This is a genomic window from Abiotrophia defectiva ATCC 49176, from assembly GCF_000160075.2.
Classification (GTDB): domain Bacteria; phylum Bacillota; class Bacilli; order Lactobacillales; family Aerococcaceae; genus Abiotrophia; species Abiotrophia defectiva.
The window spans coordinates 52582-74173 of sequence record NZ_KI535341.1; the positions used below are offsets into that span (position 1 = coordinate 52582).

The following is a 21592-nucleotide window of genomic DNA, read 5'->3' on the forward strand; positions in this document are numbered from 1 at the left end:
ATAAAAAGCCCACGCCTCCTTGCCGGAGGTGTGGGCTATCATTATTGACTACTAACGTTGGCCTGGGAATGGTAGGCGTGGAGTTTGGCCTTCTTGGCCGTTCTCTTGCTCTTGTCCTTGACCTTGTTGGCCTTGTTGATATTGTTGGAGATTATTGGTACTTTGTTGCTCAGGTTGGGCACCGAGAGTGACTTGGACTTTGGTTTCCTTCCCTTCTCTTAGGACGGTTAACTCTACTTTGTCACCTACATTATAAGCATAGAGCTCCCGACGTAATTCCAAGATATTCTTGATCTCTTTATCGCCAATCTTGGTGATGACGTCATATTTTTTGAGGCCGGCTGTTTCAGCTGGTGAGCCTTTGACAGTATCTGTTACCACAACACCGTCCGTTTGATCAGACTTGAGTTTGAGGATTTCGGTCTTAGATCGGCTGGTGATGTTAGCTAAGTCATTTTGACTAATCCCGATGAATGGTCGAGTGACTTTGCCATCTTTTTCAAGTTGGGCAATGACACGTTGAACTTCTTTGGACGGAATAGCGAAGCCCATTCCTTCGACGTCAACATTCGAGAACTTGCTAGAGTTGATACCCACTAGATCGCCGTCCTTATTGAGTAAGGCACCACCAGAGTTACCAGGGTTGATAGCTGCCGAGGTTTGAATGAGCGTAGTCTCAATATCGGCTTGGCCGTCTTTGTTGAGGTCCATTGGCACAATCCGTGATTGACCCGAAATAATCCCTTGAGTTACGGAGTTAGAGAACTTGCTGCCTAGAGGCGAGCCAATAGCGATGGCGATGCTCCCCACCTTAGTTGCGTCAGAGTCAGCGAACTTAATGGCTGATTTAACATTCTTGGACGAAATCTTGACGACAGCTAAGTCGGACACGGCATCACGGCCAACCAATTCCCCATCTTCTGTGGTCCCATCAGCTAATTTGACTTTAAGGGAATCAGCATTTTCCACCACGTGGTTATTGGTTACCAAATAGGCTGTATCACCGTCAATCTTATAGATGACGCCACTACCCTCACCCGCTAATTTTTGGGAGGCACTTGGGTCTTCCAAATCCACTTGGTTTTCACCACCCGTGCCATAGCCATATAAATTATTTTGTTGGCTTTCTTTCTGGTAGTTTTGGATCGACACGACAGAGTCTTTAGCCTTCTCAACAGCCTTCATAATGGTCTCTTCAAATTCACTGGCTGTTCCTTGAGCTTGGACTGTATTGGTTTGATTCTGAGAAGCCGTCGGTGTTACGACATTTTGCAAGGCTAGGCCACTTAAGATAAGCGCTCCCCCTGTTAAAGAACCCACGACTAATTTAATAAATTTTCTGCTTTTCATCGAACTTCCTCTTTTCTCTCATATGAGTTTATTGTTTTTCCTGATGCTTCTATCCTAACATCGACATGTGAAAAGAATTTGAAAATTATATTACAAAGCAGTTATTTAATTGGTAAAGAATCCAGATTTTTAGGCCCATTTCACGGCAATTTCATTCATATTTTGATTGCGAGGATTAGCTATTTTCTACCCTGTCTTGTTCACACAAAAAAGGACCAGAGGCAAGCCCCTAGTCCTATCTTAATGTCTAGCATTCATGTATCTTACCACATTTTGGACAACGGCCTCGCATGCGGTTAGCTAAATCGATGAATTTGCTAACTAGCTGGCTATCCAAAGAATAGATTACATGCTTGCCTTCCTTCTCCGAACGGATAATGCCGTGTTTACGCAAAGTAATCAGATGGTGAGACGTGGTCGCCACAGTCGCATCAATTAGACGCGAAATTTCATAAACGCAGAGGCGTTCATAAACTGTCAAGACATGCATAATCTTCACTCGGTTGAGGTCACCCAAAACCTTGAAAAGTGCCGCCTGAGCAGCCAGTTGATCTGGATCCATGACTTCCTTGAGCCGCTCACATTCCGTACTAATTACTTGTTCTTCTAAACATTCATATTCTGCCATGTCTTCCCTCCTTATAGGCCATACATCATCATGACGGCCACACAGTTATTAATGATATGGACACAGATGGTATATTCAAGTCGTCTGGTCTTCAAATAAGTCAGCCCGAAAATTAGACCCATGCCAGCGTATAGGCCCCATTCTAACACATTAGCTGGTCGGTGCAAGAGCCCAAAAATCACACTAGAAATCCCCAGCCCTAGCCAGGGCAGTTGAGGCAATAAGTACTTCATCAATAAGCCTCTGAAGAGTATTTCTTCAACAATTGGACCCAATATGGACAAGGCTAAAAAAGTCAGTAGGAATGGGGCTCCTTGCGTAGATATCCGTAAGGCAGCCTGATTCTGAGTGGTTTCAAAGGCTGGATTATAGGCAATCAGGACTTGGTCATAAAGAGTCAGGTAGCCATACATGATCCCATAAACAGCAAACCCGCCTATTAAGAGCTTCCATTTATTGATCGTCCAATCAAAGAGCTTAAAACCAAAAATAGAAATGCCCAAGATTAGGACGACTAGCCCAACCGCCTCCATAATGACAAAGGTCCAGGGCTGTATATAGGCCAGGTCACTCAAATCCGCTCCTACTAAATCATAGGACTCGAGCCCTGACCGAGCCAGACCATACTGGATCAAGCCAGTCACAGCTAATATTTGGCTAGTTAGATAGACGCCTATTAGCAAAAGCACCTTCCACCAGCTATCCTTAACCGGATCTTGCCAAGCTTGGTTTAATTTTTGCCACATGCGCCCTCAACTCCTCTCGCTTAGTTGATCAACTTTTCCAATTGGATAAGGCCTTGGAACCAGTCCGCACCTAAGACTTCATTGAATTGTGCTTGACTTAAGACTGCATCCCCTGTCGGTTCCGTCAGGGAAGTAGCTTTCAAATCTAAATGGTACTCTAGCGCCACCTTACCTTGAATCAGGCCAACTGAGATTTTTTTATTGGCATAGTCCAAGCTGATGGTCCCATCGTAATCATCGGTGAACAAATCAAAGGTTTCCTTGAGTCTTGGAAAGTCAGCTTGATGCTTCTTCATAATAGCCGTCAACTGCTTACCGGCCTCATCCGATAACTCATAGCTTAACACTTGGTTGTCTTTCTTGCTTGGTTGGGGTTGGCTCGCTAGCCAATCCGTCAGGACTGCTTGATAGAAGGCTTGCCAATCTTGGCTAATTTCATAGCTAGTTTGGGCCTGTTCCGTAGAATCTAAGGCCACAAATTTATCTTTGAGTGTAGCGGTCTTGCTCTCATCCAAATGAGCTAATTTATCTAGAGCTGTATCCTTAACGGCCTCTGCTTGACTATTAGCCACTTGCTTGGCAAAGCCCATCAAATCTTCAACTGCCTGCCAAGCAGCCGTCACCTTGCCCTCTGATAGCTTCATCATGGCAGTAAAAGGTAGGGCGTGCGAATCTGTTTGATGTAAGTAACGCATGTCACCAGAATTGATGGTAACCAAGGTTTTCCCCTTAGGTTGGCCATTATCACGGCCATCGATTAAGGCCACATTCATGACTACACGCGCCTGGTCGTGATAGAGAGCAGTTAGGATTGTTTCTGGCTGCTCTATTTTAATCTCTGGTAAGTCTTTATTGGGATCCTCTTGCTGACTAGAGGACTCACTAGAGTTGGAACTCTCACTCTTCGGCTGACTGGCTTGTTCTGAGCCAAACTGGGTCACAGGCGATAAATCTTGGCGTTCTTGCGCACCAATCTGGGAAAGGGCCTGTGGCACCACTAAGAGTTGGTTGGCTAAGATTAGGGCAAGGGCACATTTTTTAAGTGATAATTTCATAGGCTTTAACTCCTTTATTGTGGGGAAAGAGTAGCGTTAGCGCTGGTTTAAATAGGCTTTGACATCTGGGCCGACAAATACCTGTCCCTGATCCGTCAACAGAATAGGACGTTTGACTAGCATGCCGTCGGTCGCCAGAAGCTCGAATTGCTGGTCCGAGCTTAAGTCATCCCAACGGTCTTTAAGGCCCATGCCACGGTAGAGTTGACCACTCGTATTGACTAGCTTCTTGGTCGAGCTAAGACCTGCCTGTTGATACCAAGTTTTTAGCTCTTGTGCACTAGGACGATCCACATTAATCTCGCGATAGTGATAAGTAAGGCCTTGGGCCTCAAGTAGTCGCTCCACCTCCCGGCAAGTCGAACATTTTTTTAGACCGATTAATTCCATGGACTTTCCTCCTAGCTCTACTTGGCCAAGCAACATTCAAGTAGGTATTTGATATTCTATAACTCTCATTCTACCATAAAAAACTAAGAAAAACTAAGGATAATCGCTAGACACAAAAAGCCCCCTCCTAACTAAGAGGAGAGGGCGCCTAGTATTAGCTCACTTAATCCAAGACTGATAAGCGCTTAGTCCATGGTGTTGCCGTACGGGCGAGGACTTGGTTAAGAGCTTCAATATTGGCCTTACCTTGAGATTCCAGCCAGTCACGACAAGCTTGTTCACCTTCTGAAGCAAAGACAGGCACAGCATCCTTCCAAGTAGCCCGACCACAAAGCACCCCGTTGAATTCGGCACCTGCTTCCTTGGCGAAGTCCAGGGTTTCTTGGAAGAGTTGCGCAGAGACACCTGCACTGAGGTAGATGTATGGCAGATGGGTTACCTCGCTTTGTTCTTTAAAGAGTTTGAGGGCTTCTGGACGGCTATAGACTACTTGCCCCTCCGCAAAACCTTCCACAAATTTCATATTAACAGGCACTTCTACCTTCAAGACATCAACATGGTAGCGTTTGTGGGAGAAAATCTTCATGGCTTCTAGCACTTTATGTGGTTTCTCCTTAGCAAACTCTGCCCCTTTCTCATCGTTTAGGGTCGCATCATAGGTCACAATCTCTAAGAAGAAAGGAATTTCTTCCGCTTCACATTCAGAACCAATCCGCTCAACGAAAGCATGCTTGCGTTCATTGATCGCATCGTCTTCATCTACATCATAGTAGAGCAGGAACTTAACCGCATCTGCCCCTTGTTCTTTGAGGCGGTATGCAGACCACTCAGGCAACAAGTCTGGTAAACGCCCAGGTTCAGATGCATCATAGCCAGTTTCTTCATAGGCTAAGAGCAAGCCCGCGTCGATTGAACGACGTGCCGCCGCAGGTAAACCATACTCTGGATCTAAGAGAATAGACGATGCGTATGGTGTCAATTCTTCGGAAATGGCAATCTTAAAGTCTTCAACAGCGCGTTGCACATCTTCAACACCGCCACCTGAAGCAATCATCTTACGTAAGGAACCACGTTGGTCAATGGCTAAGGCTGAGATAACTCCTGATTCAGTCGATAGTTGTTGTAATTTTTCGTATTTGGCTTTTGATACTTGTCTCATCATTGTTCTCTCCTTTTATGAGGCTTGTTTTAGGCTTGGTAGCGGAGTTCGCCATCTAAATAAGTCGCTTCTAATTCTAATTGGTCGCTGACTACGATGAAGTCAGCTTCATACCCAGGGGCAATACGGCCACAGACTGATTCAATGCCAACCGATTGCGCAGGTGTTAGAGAGGCCATGCGCAGGGCTTCTGCAGGGCTTACTAGACCCCAATCCACGACATTTTTGACCCCTTGTTTGAGCTCTAAGATAGAGCCCGCCAGGTTGCCGGTGTCCTTGAGACGGGCAGTCCCATCTTTGACTACTACTTCAAATTCCCCTAGGCGAGACTGTCCCTCGCCCATACCACCAGCTCGCATACAGTCTGTAATCAGGACGGTTTCCTTAGGACCTCTAGCACGAGTCACGACACGAGCGGCCGCCGGATGAACATGGTGGCCATCACAAATCATTTCAGCAAAGACCTTGTCTAAGCTCAAAGCTGCCCCTACCATACCTGGATTGCGGTGGTGAAGACCGCTCATCCCATTGTAGATATGAACGAAAATATTAGCCCCTGCCTCAACGGCAGCAGCAGCTTCTTCATAGGTCGCGTCAGAGTGAGCCAAGGCCGTATAAACACCTTTGGACTTGGCGAATTCAATGAATTCCTTGACGCCCTGACGTTCTGGGGCAATGGCAATCTTATTGACCAAGCCTTGTGACAGTTCATGCCATTTGGCTAACTTGTCAACGGATGGGTCGCTCATGTATTTAGGGTTTTGCGCCCCTTTGTATTTTTCAGTGAAGAAAGGACCTTCTAGGAAAATCCCACGAATCTTAGCCCCTGTTACCTCTTGATAGTGATTCCCAATGGTTTCGCAAACATCATTCAACAATTGAGCAGAAGAGGTCAAAGTAGTTGGCAACCAAGAAGTCACCCCACAGGATAGGAGGCCTTCGGAAATAACCTTAATGCCTTCAAAGTCATTATCCATGACGTCATGAGACTTGTAACCATGAATGTGGGTGTCCACCAAACCTGGGGCGACAATGGATTGGCTGTAATCTTTGATTGGAGCATCTTGTGGCTCTTCCATCAGGATGGGCCCAAACTTCCCGTCTTCAATGGTTAGATAGGCCTTGTCAATGACTTGGTCATCGAGCACAATTTGCTTAGCATAAACATAGTATTTCATACGCTTCTTCCTTTCTTATCTAGGCGTAAGGATGAATGGTGACACCCTTCACGACACGGTTAACCGTGCCACTTGGTGATGGTGTGTCTGGTTTGTTGTGAACATGAACCGACGCTAGCAGAGCCAAGACCTGACCGACTACTAAATATGGGAAGGCCAGATAGGCATCTGGTAATTGACTGTGAGCCGCATCGAAAGCAAAAACCTCTACCCCTGGCGCAGCCTCGGTCCCCACTTGAACGGCCACGATGGTCTGGGCAATCTGATCACCAGCCAACTCTGCGAGGATATCTTGGTCATAGAGACGGGTGTAAGCTTGGTTGGAAACGAAAACCAGGGCCAAGGCCTCAGAATTAACAAAGGATTTAGGCCCGTGACGGAAGCCCATGCTAGAATCATAAACGGTTGCCAATTGCCCCGCCGTTAACTCTAGGATCTTCAATTGGGTCTCACGGCCTAAGCCTTCAAAGCCACCCGACCCCAGATAAATGACACGCTGGGGATTCTTAGCGATCAAGGCCTGAAGCTGACCTTCGCGATCCAACACTGTCTCAGCCATCTTAGCAATCTGATCAACATATGACTCCTTATCAGAATCAGAAGCCGGATCAAAGACTAGCAAGGCGGTGAGCATCATGCAAGAAAAACTCCCCGTCATGGCAAAGCCTGCATCATTGGAACGGCTCGGCTGTAAGAGCACTAGGTTGTGGTCGTCCCCTTGCGCCGCTTTGGCTAAATGGCCTTCTGGCGCACAGGTAATGGTTAATTGATAGAAATCCTTGACCAAGGACTGACCCAGTTGGACTGCCGCCACACTCTCTGGCGAGTTGCCACTGCGGGCAAAGGACACCAAAAGAGTTGGTAAATCTGCCTGGAAGACGCTAGTCGGATTGGAGACAATGGTCGTCGTTGGCTCGTGACGGAAGTTAAGACGAGACACGTCATTAACTTGACGTAAATAATTTGTAATGGCTTGTCCGACATAAGCAGATGACCCTGCTCCTGTAAAAATCACTTCTAGACGCCCATAAGACTCTAACAAGGCACCTATAAAGCCCTTAATTTCTTCCTGACGGTCAAGATACAATTGATAGGTCTCGCGCCAGATAGATGGTTGTTGCTTGATCTCTCGCGTTGTAATTTCGGCACCCAGTGCCTCTAACGCGGCTTTGTCTAATTCAAACATGGCCTGACTCCTCTATTGATTTTTCATTATATTTATATTCTACTCTGTAAGGGCTTTTCTTTCAATATGCGTTTCGACCAAAATTAAACTGAAACTTGTCTTAAGTAACAAAAATAAAAATTTTTGTCTGTACATGAAGCGCTACCATGTTTTTTGTGGTACACTAAGGGTAGATTAATTCATTGCAATTTTTGGAGGTATTATTCCATGGAAATACTCGTTTATGATCAGTTCGATGCAGCATCCGATAAGGCCTTTGACTTCTTCGTCCAGGCGCTGGCAACTGGTCCCAAAACCTTTGGCTTAGCAACTGGTTCGACTCCCGAAGCACTCTACCAACGCTTAGTAGAGTCCGATTTAGATTTTAGTCAATCAGTGTCTGTCAACTTGGATGAATACTACGGCTTGTCTAGCGACCATCCAAAGAGCTATCACTACTTTATGAACCAACACCTCTTCCAACACAAACCTTTCAAGCATTCCTATCTGCCTGACGGGGACCAAACTGATAGCGACTATGAAATCAAACGCTATAATCAAGTCCTAGCAGACAACCCCATTGATTTACAAATCTTGGGCATCGGCTCTAACGGTCACATTGGCTTTAATGAGCCAGGGGCGCCATTCGATGGATTAACCCAGCTAGTCGATTTGACTCCATCCACTATTGAGGCTAACAAACGTTTCTTCGATCGTGTCGAAGACGTACCGACTCAAGCTTACAGTATGGGGATTGCTTCCATCATGTCCGCTAAGAAAATCATCCTCATGGCATACGGCGAAAAGAAAGCCGATGCTATTTACGGACTGGTTGAAGGGCCTGTGACCCCTGACCTGCCAGCCAGCATCCTCCAGCGTCACCCTGATGTGACCCTCCTCTTGGACAAGGCGGCTGCAGCTAAACTTCATCTCTAAGAGAATTTCCCATTATATCATATATGATATAATGGGATTTTTTTATTAGGCTTAAAATCAGAGCAAGAGGGCTAGACACTAAAGTCTAGCCCTCTTGCTTAGGTTCCCCTATTTAAAAGATTTGTATATCTTGGGCAGGCATCACCAGGAAGCCAGCCCCAATAATTCCGTTATCTCCCCCCAGGTCTGTGACCCGAATGTGAGGCAGAATATGCATTTGTTCTTTGTGAGCATAACGCTCTAGGACCGCCTTAATCCGCTCCACATAGAATGGATTCTTGACTGCCACGCTACCGCCAATGACAATTTCTTTAGGATCTAGGAGGCAGATCATAGCGAAGAGTCCAATGGCCACCCCCATGGCACTTTGATCTACTAATTCATTGGCTATTTGTTCCCCTTTGAGGGCACGAGCGAAGACTTGGGCCACCGTAATCCGATCATCCAAATAGAGGGCGCGAGCCATGGCCTCAATCCCAGGGCCAGCGCAGACACTTTCCAAAGGACGAAGGCCAGTAGAGGAGGGCACTGGCAAGAAGCCAATTTCACCTGAAAAGCCATCGCCGCGAATAATCTGATGGTTGACGATGTTAGTGCAGGCGATGCCGGTTGAGACCGTCAAATAGCCGAACACATCCAGCGGCCCCATGCCAGCCAGTCGATACTCCGCATAGGCAGCTGCTTTAACATCATTCTCAACGGCAATCGGTACTTGGGCGTAGCGATCTGCTAGGCGCGCTACCACCGGAAACTTCTCCCAAGGGATATTATTTTGGAAGATAGCCACCCCGTTTAGGCTATCCACCTTACCTGGTATACCTAAGCCGATACCGGTCAAATCCGATACATCTACCCCCGCCTCTGCTAGGCAGGCGTCAATGACACCCACTACGCATTCTAACATGGCCTCACTGGAAGAGGTGTCGCTGGGCACTTGAACACGGTGCGTGATATGTCCCTGCTCATCAATAATAGCCGCCGCTACCTTGGTTCCGCCGATATCCACACCCATTGCTTTTCTCATTTTCCTTCCTCCTCTCCTTTGGTAGAGCCATCCGGCCTTTAGTCGCGTTTAGGATGGTTAAACTCGTAGTTATAGTCAAAGAGCACCGCTAGCAAACCTGCTAGAGCCAAGAGCATGCCCAAAAGATTTTCTCGGCTAACCGTGGTTTGAAGGTGGATGATAAAGCCAACGCAGACCAAGGCAACCAGAAGACGAATGAGAACACGAATTTTATGAGACATCTAAATCTCCTCCCATTGAATTTCGCTCGCAGCCAAGGAAACTTCTTGGCTAATTCCTTGACCATCATAGACAGTCGTGACTTGTGGCTCAGCGGTATTATTGACAACTGCATACTTGCCCTTAGCTGGGTAGGCATGAACCTCAACAGCTGGGTTGCTACTATGCCATTTATTAAAGTCAGCTTCCTTATGGGCAGCGTAGTAAAGAGCCCGCATGAGTAAACGCGTATTGTCAATGCTGTAAGGTAAGCCAGCTAGGTAGACCCCACGGCCTTGACCATAATCGTGTGCCGCCATGTGAACTTCGCCATTGCTGTATTCTAAAATTTCTGTCTCTTCACTTAGGGCATAGAGGTTATGCATGGACTCTCCGAAATCAGGGTCTTGTCCAGCTTCTAAATCTGCCGTAATAAAGTGACTGCCTTGGGCTTGAGTGAAGTATTTGTCGGTCGATAGGGAGAAGCCTAACTCCTTATCCACCCCAAGAATTTCAGCTAATTGGAAGAAACGACCATTTTGAAGATAGGCACTTGGCTCGCCAACGCCAACCAAACCGCCACCTTGGTAGACGAAGCGACGAATGGCACTTAACAATTCTGGCCGAGCCCAATGTTGACCACCACTAAAGGCGGTTCCGGCATCGCCTGCGTTAATTAAAACGTCCACATCTTCCGGCACACCGTCAGCAATCACCTGGTCAAAACTTAAGAAGATTACCTCAACCGCCGCACCACTGAGAGCTTCTAGAATCCCCAGATAGGAGTAGATTTGCTTATAGTGCAAGGCATGCGCCACCATGTGGGTTTGCCAGGTCCGAAGTGCCCCCCAAGCATTGAGAATCCCTACTTTTAGCCCCACATAAGGCTTGGTGTCTTTGACAATGGCGTAGATATCCCGGAATTCATCCGCCACTTCTTCGATATAGGAAACAAATTTAGGGAATTTATAGGCGAGACTGAGATAACCCCCATAACCAATCCGGTCAACGGGCTTACGCATAATGGCCCGGCGTGCTGTTAGCCAATTCTCGTTGGCTTCAATGGTCGGATCATTTCCTTCATAGAAGGTATCTGGGAAGAAGTATGGCAGGAAGCGACCTTCGGTATATTTAACATGTGGAATATCGGCAATCATTCGCAAGGTAGCTCCGCCACCGACCGAGCCAACCACTGCGTCCAAGCCAATATCCTTGAAATAAGGACCATATGGTTCGGTCCCAATCCAGTTATCGCCCAGGAACATCATGGCTTCTTTGCCTGCTTCATGGACAATATCCACTAACTTCTTGGCTTCTTGAGCCACAAAGTGGCTTTGGAAATCGACATAGTCTAAGTAAGCCTTAGAAGGCACGCGGAAAGCCGTATTATAGTAACCTTGGTCAACAAAATCTTCCGGTCTCAGACGATAACCTTTGGCTTCTTGGAAGGCTAGGATGGCTGCTGGTGAGACAGAAGCCCCATAACCAAACCAGTCGACAAATTTCTCTTTGGCCTTGTCATTGAAGACGAGGGTGAAATGGTAGAAGAAGGTGGTAAAGCGGACCACATCCGTCTTAGGATTTTCTTGGCACCAACGTCTGAGATAGTCTGACATGAAGCGGTTGGAATGCGGCTGACGCACATCAAAAGGAATATCATGAGCTACTGAGTCGCCCCAATTATTGGTGATATGGTTATACATTTGAGTAGGGTCCCAAATCTTATAAACCAAGAAGGAAACCGTATATTCATGGAAGGGCTCTGCCCCTTCCACAAGCACTAGGTCCCGCTCTTGATCCACCTGCCACTGGCTGCTTGGGACTACTTGGCCAGTGGTGCGGTTAATGACTTCCCACCACTCCTTAGGATCATGGTGATAGTCAGGTACTACTTGTTCCCGATAGTAGCCCTGCATGAAATCAATGGCTAAGCTTTCTTGGCTTGCGGTATGGAAGGGTGACATCAAATAGAGTTGTTGGCACTCTTCCATATGATCTTTGATAAAATCATTATGATTTCGAGCTACGAAATAGGTTGTATAGATAGAAGCGTCTAAATCTTTGACTGCCTCTTCTAATTTGGTCCCATCGGAATCGCGGATGGCATCAGCACCCCAGCGATCTAATAATTCTTGAGTTTGCGCAAGGAAATTGCGCTCACTTGGTAAAGTAAGTCTGCCTTTTGATTTGGCCATTTACTACATCTCCTTCGTCATCTAAGTCTCAATATCAAGGCTTGGCTTATTCCTTGGAGCCGCCCGCTGTCATCCCCTCGGTCAGACGCTTCTGAACGAAAATATAGAGGATGAGGGTTGGCAACATGACCATGACCATGCCGGCATAGAGTTGGCCGTATTGTTGGGCCGCATTTTGCGCTGCCATTAAGTTCATCAAACCCACTGGCAAGGTCCGTAACTCTTGTTTATTCATCAGGGTAAAGGAAATGATATATTCATTCCAGAAGCCTAGGAAGTTAAAGAGAATAACCGTGATAATACTTGGCTTAGCCATAGGAATCATTATCCGCATCATGGTCGTAAAATGATTAGCCCCATCGATTGAAGCCGCTTCTTCAAAAGTTGACGGTAAGGTCATGAAGTAGCTAGACAAGAGATAGATGGTAAATGGCAGAGAAGTTGCCGCATAGACCAAGGCTAGGATGAAGCGGTTGTTTAAGAGCTCTGGCATCATGGCAAAGCCTTTTTTTGCATCGACCAACATCAAGAAAATAGGTACTACAATGTAATTAACGTTGATGAAGAGTCCACCCTTAAAGAGTTGACGTAAAAGGCCACGGCCTGGGAATTCAAAACGCGCTAGAACATAAGCAGCTGGCAAGGCCAAGGCTAAGAGAAGCGCCAAAGCCATAGCTGTTACGACTACCGAGTTGAAGACATAAGCCCCCATGCTAGCCCGGTTCCAGGCATCGACAAAGTTCTGCCAGTAGAGCCCCACTGGCAAGGACCAAGGCGAACGGTAGAATTCGGAATTTTCCTTAAGTGAGGCCAGAAAGACCCAGCCCACTGGCACAATAATCGAAATAGCTAGGAGCGACAGCACTAAGTAGATAAAAATCTTGTATAAACGATTCGTTGAACGACTCATTTGACTGGCTCCTTTCTAGTATTCAAGAATGTCCCGCTTGGTTACGGCACTAACGACCGCTGACAAGACGAAGGAGAAGATGAAGATGACAACCCCAATGGCCATCCCGTAGCCATAGGATGAGTTGGTATAGGCTTGCCCATACATGTAGGATAAGACTACCGAGGAGGCCCCATTCGGCCCCTCACTGGTCATGGTTTGGACCAAGAGGAAGCTGAGGTTAATGGTAGAAATAATGAAGAAGGTCAAGGTAGTCCGAATGTTATTCCAGACTAGCGGCAGAGTCACGGCGAAGAACTGCTTGACCTTACCCGCCCCATCTAGATCAGCTGCTTCATAGAAGGAAGTTGGGATATTGGCCATTGATGCCATGTACATGACCATGTAATAACCAATAGCCTGCCATACCAAGGCACCTATTAAGGCATAGAGCACTAAGTGCTTGTCCCCCAACCAAAGAATCGGTGGAGCCTGCTCCCCTCTGAAGATTGCCAAGAACGAATTTAACATCCCGTTGTTAGGGTCATAGATGGCGGAGAAAATACCGGAAATAACAACGATGGATAAGATATTTGGAATATAGAAAATTACCCGGAAGAAGTTTTGTCCCTTAATTTTCTCTGTCGATAGAATGGAAGCGAAGAGAATGGCAATGGCTAGGGTAATAATGGTCACCAGCACAATTAAGACAATGGTATTTTGAAAGGCCCGAATAAATTTGGTGTCGTTAAACAACTTAACGAAGTTATCGAAGTAAACGAAAGTCTTTTTAGCTGAGAATCCACCCCACTTGTAGAGAGACATGCGAAAGACTTGAAATGTCGGATACAACATGAAGAGGGCGAACAAGAGGGTCGCAGGTATCACGCAAATCAAGGCAAAGCGGGTTTTGGATGCTTTTGAATTCATGATAAGTACTCCTTTCTAAATCGCCGTGCTGGCGTCTCTTATAAGTATGACCCTGGCTCATAAGAGGCATCAACACGTGCGTTATCAATAAAAGTCCCACTCCCACCAAGGCGGAAGTGGGCACTATGTCAATGCTTAAGCTAGCATTAGTGGCTGATGCTGTCGTGGAATTGTTTCATTACTTCTACGACGTTAGATTGCCAATCTTTGACGCTGAGGTCACCAGATACTACAGAGTTGAATGCTTCGTAAAGTGTTGCCTTGAGGTCTACCCCTTCGATGGCTTCAGCAGATACGAAACCACCTAAACCTGGTAATACGCCTTCGTCATAGACTTTATAGAAGACTTGTTTTTCTGCAGGTAACTTGCTGATCAAACCTTTAACTGGTTGTACAGCACCGTGTTTAGCGAAGATTTCAGCTGCCTTGTCAGAGTAGAGGAAGGCAATGAATTCTTTGGCTGCTTTTTGTTGTTTAGCTTCTTTTGGAATCCAGATATGTTCCAAGAAGGTATAAGCGTATTGTTTGCCGCCTTCTTTGAGGGTTGGCACAGCTGCCATGCCCCATTCGAAGCCATCGGCACGTGGTGCGTCTTTCATTTCGTCTACTACCCAGCTACCATTTGGCATGAAGAGGGCTTTGTTGTCTAGGACTGCTTGTTGGTTCTTAGTGAAGCCGTCTTTGTTAGCATTGGCTACAGTGGTTGATTCAGTATTCTTAGCTAATTCGCCTAAAGTTTCGAAGACCTTGGTTAAATCAGCACCAGACCAAACTTCTGGATCGTAGTTCATGGCTTTGTTAAAGAGTTCTGCCCCACCAGCGGAGTAGATCACGCTAGAGAAAAAGGTATCTAAGTAGCCCGCTGTTGGATAGGTGAAGAGGGCAATGTTTTCTTTCTTAGCTTCTTCAGCTAATTTCCACATTTGATCCCAAGTCTTAGGTACTTCCCAGCCTTTTGCTTTGAAGAGAGCCTTGTTGTAGAAGAGACCAGTTGGAGAGTAGAACATTGGCATTAAGTAAGTCTTGCCATCGTTATATGGGTTGGTTGACGTAGAATCAGTAAAGCCTGGTAAGAGTTTTTCCTTAACTGTCTTGTCTTCGCCTGGAACCTTCATATCCAAGACATCAGTCAAGTCAGCTAAAGCCTTATCCTTGATTAAGGTCTCTGGCAAAGCTTTCTTACGGCTTTGTGCTAAGAGCACAACATCTGGGTAGTCACCAGATTGGAGACGTGGGGTGATCGCATCTTCGAGTTCTTTTTCCATGGTCAACTTGATGTCGACATTTGGATTAACTTGCTTATAGGCCTCGATGATTTCTGGCCATAACTTAGTCCCATAAGCTGTTTCGATAGCTGCGAAGTCTAGGGTCACCTTTTCTTCAGCTGACACATTGGCAACTCCGAAGAAACTTGGTAAAGCACAAGCTAAAGCAGCTGCTGATACTAAAGCTTTTTTCATGTAAAACACTCCTTATAAAATTTGATTGGATCTTACACTCTTATCATACCACAGGTGCAACCGCTTTTACTTGCAGATTCTTGTTATAATATTGCAGATTCTTGCGGATTGTTGTATAATGTAATTAGATAAATGATAGCGTTTTAATATCTTTAAGGAGTGTCCCCACATGTATATTCGCTATACCATCACCCACAAACCGGAAGAAGTCAGTCAAAATCACTTCCAAGTTTTATCAGTCAATATTGTCTCCTACGATGCCAATTGGCATTCTACCATGCATCACCATAATTTCGCCGAAATTTTCTATTGTTTGGATGGATCAGGTTATCTCCTGACTGAATTTGGCCGTACGCCAATCCACAAGCATTCTCTCCTGCTAGTTAATCCCTTCATCGAGCATACAGAGCACACCTCTCTTATCTCTCCCCTTAAGTATCTGGTAATCGGCATTAAAGGCCCCGAAATTATCCTGCCTTCTCACGCTACAGATAATGGCCTATTTAGCTTCGAAGACAGCAACCATCAGTTCTATCGACTTATTCGTGAAGTCATGACAGAGTGTGAATTAAACCAACCATACTCTAGTCAGATTATCGATCATTTGATTAACTCCTTAATTCTTAGACTTAATAACTTGGCCAATAGTCAACTTGCTATGGCGCGCGAGACGCCCCTATCCGCCAGTGTTAGCTTGGCTAAGCATTATATCGATAACCACTTCTCCAAGAATATTAATCTTGAACAGCTAGAAGAAAGAGCTCATGTATCGCGATTTCACCTGGCCCATCAGTTCAAGGAAGAACTCGGCCTCTCACCTATTAACTATCTTAATCAAGTCCGCCTAACACAAGCGCAAGAACTCCTACTGACAACCAACTACACTGTCCTGCAAATTACTGAGATGGTCGGTTTTAACTCAGTTTCCTACTTCTCTAATAAATTCCATGAGGCAGTCGGAATGACTCCACGAGCCTATCGAAATCTTCACGCCTCAAGCTTGATCCAAACTCGCAGTCTCAAAGAATCGTATCGCCTACCCGAAAATATGGCAAGCAAAAATTAGCACAGTTTCTTTATGAAAAACCACTGGCGCTGACGTCAGTGGTTTTGTTGTTGTACCAATCATTGCTTATGAAAATAAGCCATATATTATTAGTCAATTTAACTATTTTTTACACTAAGTCTAAACAAGTACCAAGTCTATGATAACAACAGTTGTTGCGCTTTCTCAGTATTTATGGTATAATATAGTTATCAAAATCACAAAGAGGTGTTTTTTATGGTAAAAGCGAGTAAGGAACGTTGCGAAAACTTAGTTGCTCTGTTGGACGGTTACTCCAAAAAAGGCGGTCACCATCTTAACATCAACGTGTTTGACCGGGATACTTTAATGGATGCTATGGAACATCCAGAAAACTACCCTCAATTGACTATTCGTGTATCTGGTTATGCTGTTAACTTCAACAAATTGACCCGCGAACAACAATTGGACGTTATCAACCGTACAATGCACGAAGGCATGTAATCTAGCCTTTAGCCCTAGCTCCTGCTAGGGCTCTTTTATTTGGATCATATTCATACTATACAAAAAGAACCTTGAAGATTACTTCAAGGCTCTTTTTGACTCATGCTTTCCGATCATTTCTGATGGAAGAATACCGGCGGCCGGGGTCGAACCGGCACGCCCTCGCGGGCACTGGATTTTGAGTCCAGCGCGTCTGCCAATTCCGCCACGCCGGCATGATATTATATGAGGTTTAAGGCGGTAACCGGATTTGAACCGGTGAATGAGGGTTTTGCAGACCCTTGCCTTACCACTTGGCTATACCGCCATTTATGAATAAAAAAAACTGGGGTAGCTGGATTCGAACCAACGAATGACGGAGTCAAAGTCCGTTGCCTTACCGCTTGGCTATACCCCAATGATAATATAAAATAGGCGAACGAGGGGAATCGAACCCCCGAATGTCGGTGCCACAAACCGATGCGTTAACCACTTCGCCACGATCGCCATAATAGCACAACAGGGACAGTAGGAATCGAACCCACACTAACGGTTTTGGAGACCGTTGTTCTACCGTTAAACTATGTCCCTAAAAAGGAGGGCATGTTCTTCCCTACTATAATTAATGGAGGGAGGCAGATTCGAACTGCCGAACCCTAAGGAGCGGATTTACAGTCCGCCGCGTTTAGCCACTTCGCTATCCCTCCAATGGCTTGGGACGGAATCGAACCGCCGACACTTTGAGCTTCAATCAAATGCTCTACCAACTGAGCTACCAAGCCAATACGGTCCCGACGGGATTTGAACCCGCGATCTCCTGCGTGACAGGCAGGCATGTTAACCCCTACACCACGGAACCATTTTGGAAATGGAGGTTAACGGGATCGAACCGCTGACCCTCTGCTTGTAAGGCAGATGCTCTCCCAGCTGAGCTAAACCTCCAGGTTATTTAATTAATATTTAAATTAATTATGATCCGTACGGGATTCGAACCCGTGTTACCGCCGTGAAAGGGCGGTGTCTTAACCACTTGACCAACGGACCATATTAACGGAGAGTATGGGATTCGAACCCATGAGACAGTGTTACCCGCCTACACGATTTCCAATCGTGCTCCTTCGGCCAGCTCGGACAACTCTCCAGCTAACCAACTCCGCAAGTAGGGCTCGAACCTACGACATCATGATTAACAGTCATGCGCTCTGCCAGCTGAGCTATTGCGGAATCAAGACAAGTTCACCCAGCATGGCAACGACCTACTCTCACAGGACCAAAGGTCCAACTACCATCGGCGCTAAGAAGCTTAACTACTGTGTTCGGAATGGGAACAGGTGTGTCCTTCTTGCCATAATCACCACACTTGGGTGTTGTCTTCTATTGAGTGCTTGCACACTCAAAACTGAATAACCTCAAACCTAACCTCAAATCTTGTGGTTAAGACCTCGACCGATTAGTACTAGTCCGCTCCATGGATCACTCCACTTCCACTTCTAGCCTATCTACCTGATCGTCTCTCAGGGGTCTTACTTCTTTCGAATGGGAAATCTCATCTTGAAGCTGGCTTCACGCTTAGATGCTTTCAGCGCTTATCCATCCCGCACATAGCTACCCAGCGATGCCCTTGGCAGAACAACTGGTACACCAGCGGTGCGTCCATCCCGGTCCTCTCGTACTAAGGATAGCTCTTCTCAAATTTCCTACGCCCGCGACGGATAGGGACCGAACTGTCTCACGACGTTCTGAACCCAGCTCGCGTACCGCTTTAATGGGCGAACAGCCCAACCCTTGGGACCGACTTCAGCCCCAGGATGCGATGAGCCGACATCGAGGTGCCAAACCTCCCCGTCGATGTGAACTCTTGGGGGAGATAAGCCTGTTATCCCCAGGGTAGCTTTTATCCGTTGAGCGATGGCCCTTCCATACGGTACCACCGGATCACTAAGCCCGACTTTCGTCCCTGCTCGACTTGTAGGTCTCGCAGTCAAGCTCCCTTCTGCCTTTACACTCTGCGAATGATTTCCAACCATTCTGAGGGAACCTTTGGGCGCCTCCGTTACTCTTTAGGAGGCGACCGCCCCAGTCAAACTGCCCACCTGACACTGTCTCCCGTGCTGTTACACGTGGGTTAGAGGGTCCGCATCACAAGGGTAGTATCCCACCAGCGCCTCCGTGTAGACTGGCGTCCACACTTCTTCAGCTCCTACCTATCCTGTACATGCCATACAAACACTCAATATCAAGCTACAGTAAAGCTCCATGGGGTCTTTCCGTCCTGTCGCGGGTAACCTGCATCTTCACAGGTACTATAATTTCACCGAGTCTCTCGTTGAGACAGTGCCCAGATCGTTACGCCTTTCGTGCGGGTCGGAACTTACCCGACAAGGAATTTCGCTACCTTAGGACCGTTATAGTTACGGCCGCCGTTTACTGGGGCTTCAATTCGTACCTTCGGATTGCTCCTAAGCACTCCTCTTAACCTTCCAGCACCGGGCAGGCGTCAGCCCCTATACGTCATCTTTCGATTTTGCAGAGACCTGTGTTTTTGATAAACAGTCGCCTGGGCCTATTCACTGCGGCTGACATCGCTGTCAGCACCCCTTCTCCCGAAGTTACGGGGTCATTTTGCCGAGTTCCTTAACGAGAGTTCTCTCGCTCACCTTAGTGTTCTCCACTTGACTACCTGTGTCGGTTTGCGGTACGGGTTGTTAACAACTCACTAGAAGCTTTTCTCGGCAGTTTGATTAGCCACCTTCGCTACTTAAATTTCGCTCCAGGTCACACGTCACGGTTATAGGTATAAGCATTTGACTCATACCACCACTTCGTGCTTCTACAGACACTTCCATCCGTCTGCGTGGCGTCGCCTCCTGCGTCCCTCCATCGCTCAAACATTGTTAACAAGTACAGGAATCTCTACCTGTTGTCCATCGCCTACGCCTGTCGGCCTCGGCTTAGGTCCCGACTAACCCTGGGCGGACGAGCCTTCCCCAGGAAACCTTAGTCTATCGGTGGACGGGATTCTCACCCGTCTTTCGCTACTCATACCGGCATTCTCACTTCTAAGCGCTCCAACACTCCTTTCGGTATGCCTTCACCGCCCTTAGAACGCTCTCCTACCACTCAATTTTAAAATTGAATCCACAGCTTCGGTGTACTGTTTAGCCCCGGTACATTTTCGGCGCGGAGTCACTCGACTAGTGAGCTATTACGCACTCTTTGAATGGTGGCTGCTTCTAAGCCAACATCCTAGTTGTCTATGCAACTCCACATCCTTTTCCACTTAACAGTTACTTTGGGACCTTAGCTGGTGGTCTGGGCTGTTTCCCTTTCGACTACGGATCTTATCACTCGCAGTCTGACTCCCAGAGATGAGTCCTTGGCATTCGGAGTTTATCTGGATTCGGTAAAGCGTGAGCCCCCCTAGTCCAAACAGTGCTCTACCTCCATGACTCTTACTCTGAGGCTAGCCCTAAAGCTATTTCGGAGAGAACCAGCTATCTCCAAGTTCGATTGGAATTTCTCCGCTACCCACACGTCATCCAAACACTTTTCAACGTGTCCTGGTTCGGTCCTCCAGTGCGTCTTACCGCACCTTCAACCTGCACATGGGTAGGTCACTTGGTTTCGGGTCGACGACACCTGACTTTCGCCCTATTCAGACTCGCTTTCGCTACGGCTCCGTTTCTTCAACTTAACCTCGCCAACTATCGTCACTCGCCGGTCCATTCTACAAAAGGTACGCCATCACCCCTTAACGGGCTCTGACTACTTGTAAGCACACGGTTTCAGGTACTCTTTCACTCCCCTCCCGGGGTGCTTTTCACCTTTCCCTCACGGTACTGGTTCACTATCGGTCACTAGGGAGTATTTAGCCTTGCCAGATGGTCCTGGCGGATTCCGACGGAATTCCACGTGTTCCGCCGTACTCAGGATACTCTTAGGTACAAATCAGTTTTCGCATACGGGGCTCTCACCCTCTTTGGCGCTGTTTCCCACCAGCTTCTACTAACTCATTTGAGTCCACGTTAGAGTCCTACAACCCCAGTGTGCATGCACACTGGTTTGGGCTCTTCCCGTTTCGCTCGCCGCTACTCAGGGAATCGATTTTTCTTTCTCTTCCTGCAGGTACTTAGATGTTTCAGTTCTCTGCGTCTACCTCACCCTTAGGTGTGACTAGCCATTACGCTAGCCGGGTTCCCCCATTCGGATATCTCTGGATCTTAGCTCACTTACAGCTCCCCAAAGCATTTCGTCGTTCGTCACGTCCTTCTTCGGCTCCTAGTGCCAAGGCATTCACCGTGCGCCCTTTGTTTCTTAACCACGATCATACTTGATGCATGATACTTTCGCGCTATTTTTTTCTTACTCTGTAATTTCTTACAGACTCGGTCAATTCTCGGTTCATTATTTTAGAAATAATGTGTTTTATCATCCATCCTGTCGGATGATAAAACGGTTTGTTTGGTTATTCAGTTTTCAATGTGCAAGTTTTGAGTGTGAGCACACTCAAAACTAAACAAAGACGCAAGCTCTGTGAGGTTCCGTTACTCCTTAGAAAGGAGGTGATCCAGCCGCACCTTCCGATACGGCTACCTTGTTACGACTTCACCCCAATCATCTATCCCACCTTCGACGGCTCCCTCCTAAAAGGTTAGGCCACCGGCTTCGGGTGTTACAAACTCTCGTGGTGTGACGGGCGGTGTGTACAAGACCCGGGAACGTATTCACCGCGGCGTGCTGATCCGCGATTACTAGCGATTCCGGCTTCATGTAGTCGAGTTG

General features: G+C 46.9%; 17 protein-coding genes, 12 tRNA genes, 2 rRNA genes and 1 other annotated feature (1 of these 32 cut by a window edge). Of the genes, 3 read left to right on the plus strand and 28 right to left on the minus strand.

Going from position 1 to position 21592, the window contains the following annotated elements; genetic code table 11:
- Positions 1-51 precede the first annotated feature (51 nt).
- The 8 genes from GCWU000182_RS07655 to GCWU000182_RS07690 form a co-directional block, all read right to left on the minus strand.
- A complete protein-coding gene (locus tag GCWU000182_RS07655) occupies positions 52-1350 on the minus strand; it encodes a S1C family serine protease (RefSeq protein ID WP_023392250.1) in 1299 nt (432 codons plus the stop codon).
- 247 nt (positions 1351-1597) lie between these two features.
- Positions 1598-1978, minus strand: coding sequence for an ArsR/SmtB family transcription factor (locus GCWU000182_RS07660; protein ID WP_023392251.1), 381 nt, complete (start codon positions 1976-1978; stop codon positions 1598-1600).
- A gap of 11 nt (positions 1979-1989) precedes the next feature.
- Positions 1990-2724: a CPBP family intramembrane glutamic endopeptidase gene (locus tag GCWU000182_RS09705; protein WP_023392252.1), complete on the minus strand. Its 735-nt coding sequence runs from the start codon at positions 2722-2724 to the stop codon at positions 1990-1992.
- Positions 2725-2744: 20 nt separating this feature from the next.
- Positions 2745-3779: a hypothetical protein gene (locus GCWU000182_RS07670; protein WP_023392253.1), complete on the minus strand. Its 1035-nt coding sequence runs from the start codon at positions 3777-3779 to the stop codon at positions 2745-2747.
- Positions 3780-3815: 36 nt separating this feature from the next.
- Positions 3816-4169, minus strand: a complete 354-nt coding sequence (locus GCWU000182_RS07675; RefSeq protein WP_035364786.1) for a Spx/MgsR family RNA polymerase-binding regulatory protein — start codon at positions 4167-4169, stop codon at positions 3816-3818.
- A 163-nt stretch (positions 4170-4332) separates the two neighbouring features.
- Positions 4333-5328, minus strand: coding sequence for a tagatose-bisphosphate aldolase (gene lacD, locus GCWU000182_RS07680; RefSeq protein ID WP_035364788.1), 996 nt, complete (start codon positions 5326-5328; stop codon positions 4333-4335).
- Between the two features lie 29 nt (positions 5329-5357).
- Complete coding sequence (nagA, locus tag GCWU000182_RS07685; protein ID WP_023392256.1) at positions 5358-6506, minus strand: N-acetylglucosamine-6-phosphate deacetylase; 1149 nt, start codon at positions 6504-6506, stop codon at positions 5358-5360.
- 19 nt (positions 6507-6525) lie between these two features.
- Positions 6526-7692, minus strand: coding sequence for an SIS domain-containing protein (locus GCWU000182_RS07690; RefSeq protein WP_023392257.1), 1167 nt, complete (start codon positions 7690-7692; stop codon positions 6526-6528).
- Positions 7693-7899: 207 nt separating this feature from the next.
- Between GCWU000182_RS07690 and GCWU000182_RS07695 the strand changes: the two genes are divergently transcribed.
- On the plus strand, positions 7900-8607 hold the full coding sequence (locus tag GCWU000182_RS07695) for a glucosamine-6-phosphate deaminase (protein ID WP_023392258.1): 708 nt from the start codon (positions 7900-7902) through the stop codon (positions 8605-8607).
- A 112-nt stretch (positions 8608-8719) separates the two neighbouring features.
- On the opposite strand, the gene GCWU000182_RS07700 is transcribed toward GCWU000182_RS07695, so the two are convergent.
- The 6 genes from GCWU000182_RS07700 to GCWU000182_RS07725 all read right to left on the minus strand — a co-directional run bounded on the left by GCWU000182_RS07700 (position 8720) and on the right by GCWU000182_RS07725 (position 15303).
- Entirely contained in the window at positions 8720-9631 is a 912-nt protein-coding gene (locus GCWU000182_RS07700) for an ROK family protein (RefSeq protein WP_023392259.1), read from the minus strand.
- A gap of 38 nt (positions 9632-9669) precedes the next feature.
- Positions 9670-9852 carry a DUF6903 family protein gene (locus GCWU000182_RS07705; protein WP_023392260.1) on the minus strand — a complete coding sequence of 61 codons (183 nt, stop codon included), beginning with the start codon at positions 9850-9852 and terminating at the stop codon, positions 9670-9672.
- A complete protein-coding gene (gnpA, locus tag GCWU000182_RS07710; protein WP_023392261.1) occupies positions 9853-12024 on the minus strand; it encodes a 1,3-beta-galactosyl-N-acetylhexosamine phosphorylase in 2172 nt (723 codons plus the stop codon).
- A gap of 46 nt (positions 12025-12070) precedes the next feature.
- Entirely contained in the window at positions 12071-12934 is an 864-nt protein-coding gene (locus tag GCWU000182_RS07715) for a carbohydrate ABC transporter permease (RefSeq protein WP_023392262.1), read from the minus strand.
- Between the two features lie 15 nt (positions 12935-12949).
- Positions 12950-13843 carry a carbohydrate ABC transporter permease gene (locus GCWU000182_RS07720; protein WP_023392263.1) on the minus strand — a complete coding sequence of 298 codons (894 nt, stop codon included), beginning with the start codon at positions 13841-13843 and terminating at the stop codon, positions 12950-12952.
- Between the two features lie 146 nt (positions 13844-13989).
- Positions 13990-15303 carry a carbohydrate ABC transporter substrate-binding protein gene (locus tag GCWU000182_RS07725; protein WP_023392264.1) on the minus strand — a complete coding sequence of 438 codons (1314 nt, stop codon included), beginning with the start codon at positions 15301-15303 and terminating at the stop codon, positions 13990-13992.
- 169 nt (positions 15304-15472) lie between these two features.
- Between GCWU000182_RS07725 and GCWU000182_RS07730 the strand changes: the two genes are divergently transcribed.
- Both GCWU000182_RS07730 and GCWU000182_RS07735 read left to right on the plus strand, forming a co-directional pair.
- Positions 15473-16369 (plus strand): helix-turn-helix transcriptional regulator, encoded by an 897-nt coding sequence (locus GCWU000182_RS07730; RefSeq protein ID WP_023392265.1) that lies wholly within the window; start codon positions 15473-15475, stop codon positions 16367-16369.
- Positions 16370-16576: 207 nt separating this feature from the next.
- Positions 16577-16831 (plus strand): glycine radical domain-containing protein, encoded by a 255-nt coding sequence (locus GCWU000182_RS07735; protein WP_373690440.1) that lies wholly within the window; start codon positions 16577-16579, stop codon positions 16829-16831.
- 131 nt (positions 16832-16962) lie between these two features.
- Here the strand turns inward: GCWU000182_RS07735 and GCWU000182_RS07740 are convergent.
- The 14 genes from GCWU000182_RS07740 to GCWU000182_RS07805 form a co-directional block, all read right to left on the minus strand.
- Positions 16963-17046 (minus strand) — tRNA-Leu (locus GCWU000182_RS07740).
- Positions 17047-17066: 20 nt separating this feature from the next.
- A tRNA-Cys gene (locus GCWU000182_RS07745) sits at positions 17067-17138 on the minus strand.
- A gap of 18 nt (positions 17139-17156) precedes the next feature.
- Positions 17157-17228 (minus strand) — tRNA-Gln (locus GCWU000182_RS07750).
- A gap of 16 nt (positions 17229-17244) precedes the next feature.
- A tRNA-His gene (locus GCWU000182_RS07755) sits at positions 17245-17317 on the minus strand.
- A 13-nt stretch (positions 17318-17330) separates the two neighbouring features.
- Positions 17331-17401 (minus strand) — tRNA-Trp (locus GCWU000182_RS07760).
- A 35-nt stretch (positions 17402-17436) separates the two neighbouring features.
- Positions 17437-17517: transfer RNA gene (locus tag GCWU000182_RS07765), tRNA-Tyr, on the minus strand.
- A 2-nt stretch (positions 17518-17519) separates the two neighbouring features.
- Positions 17520-17592, minus strand: a tRNA-Phe gene (locus GCWU000182_RS07770).
- A gap of 4 nt (positions 17593-17596) precedes the next feature.
- Positions 17597-17669, minus strand: a tRNA-Asp gene (locus tag GCWU000182_RS07775).
- Positions 17670-17679: 10 nt separating this feature from the next.
- Positions 17680-17752, minus strand: a tRNA-Val gene (locus GCWU000182_RS07780).
- A gap of 30 nt (positions 17753-17782) precedes the next feature.
- Positions 17783-17854 (minus strand) — tRNA-Glu (locus tag GCWU000182_RS07785).
- A gap of 7 nt (positions 17855-17861) precedes the next feature.
- Positions 17862-17951: transfer RNA gene (locus GCWU000182_RS07790), tRNA-Ser, on the minus strand.
- Positions 17952-17961: 10 nt separating this feature from the next.
- Positions 17962-18034, minus strand: a tRNA-Asn gene (locus GCWU000182_RS07795).
- A gap of 19 nt (positions 18035-18053) precedes the next feature.
- A 5S ribosomal RNA gene (rrf, locus tag GCWU000182_RS07800) occupies positions 18054-18169 on the minus strand.
- A 71-nt stretch (positions 18170-18240) separates the two neighbouring features.
- Positions 18241-21130, minus strand: a 23S ribosomal RNA gene (locus tag GCWU000182_RS07805).
- Positions 21131-21365: 235 nt separating this feature from the next.
- Positions 21366-21592, minus strand: a sequence feature (16S ribosomal RNA rRNA prediction is too short) (it continues 306 nt past the right edge of the window).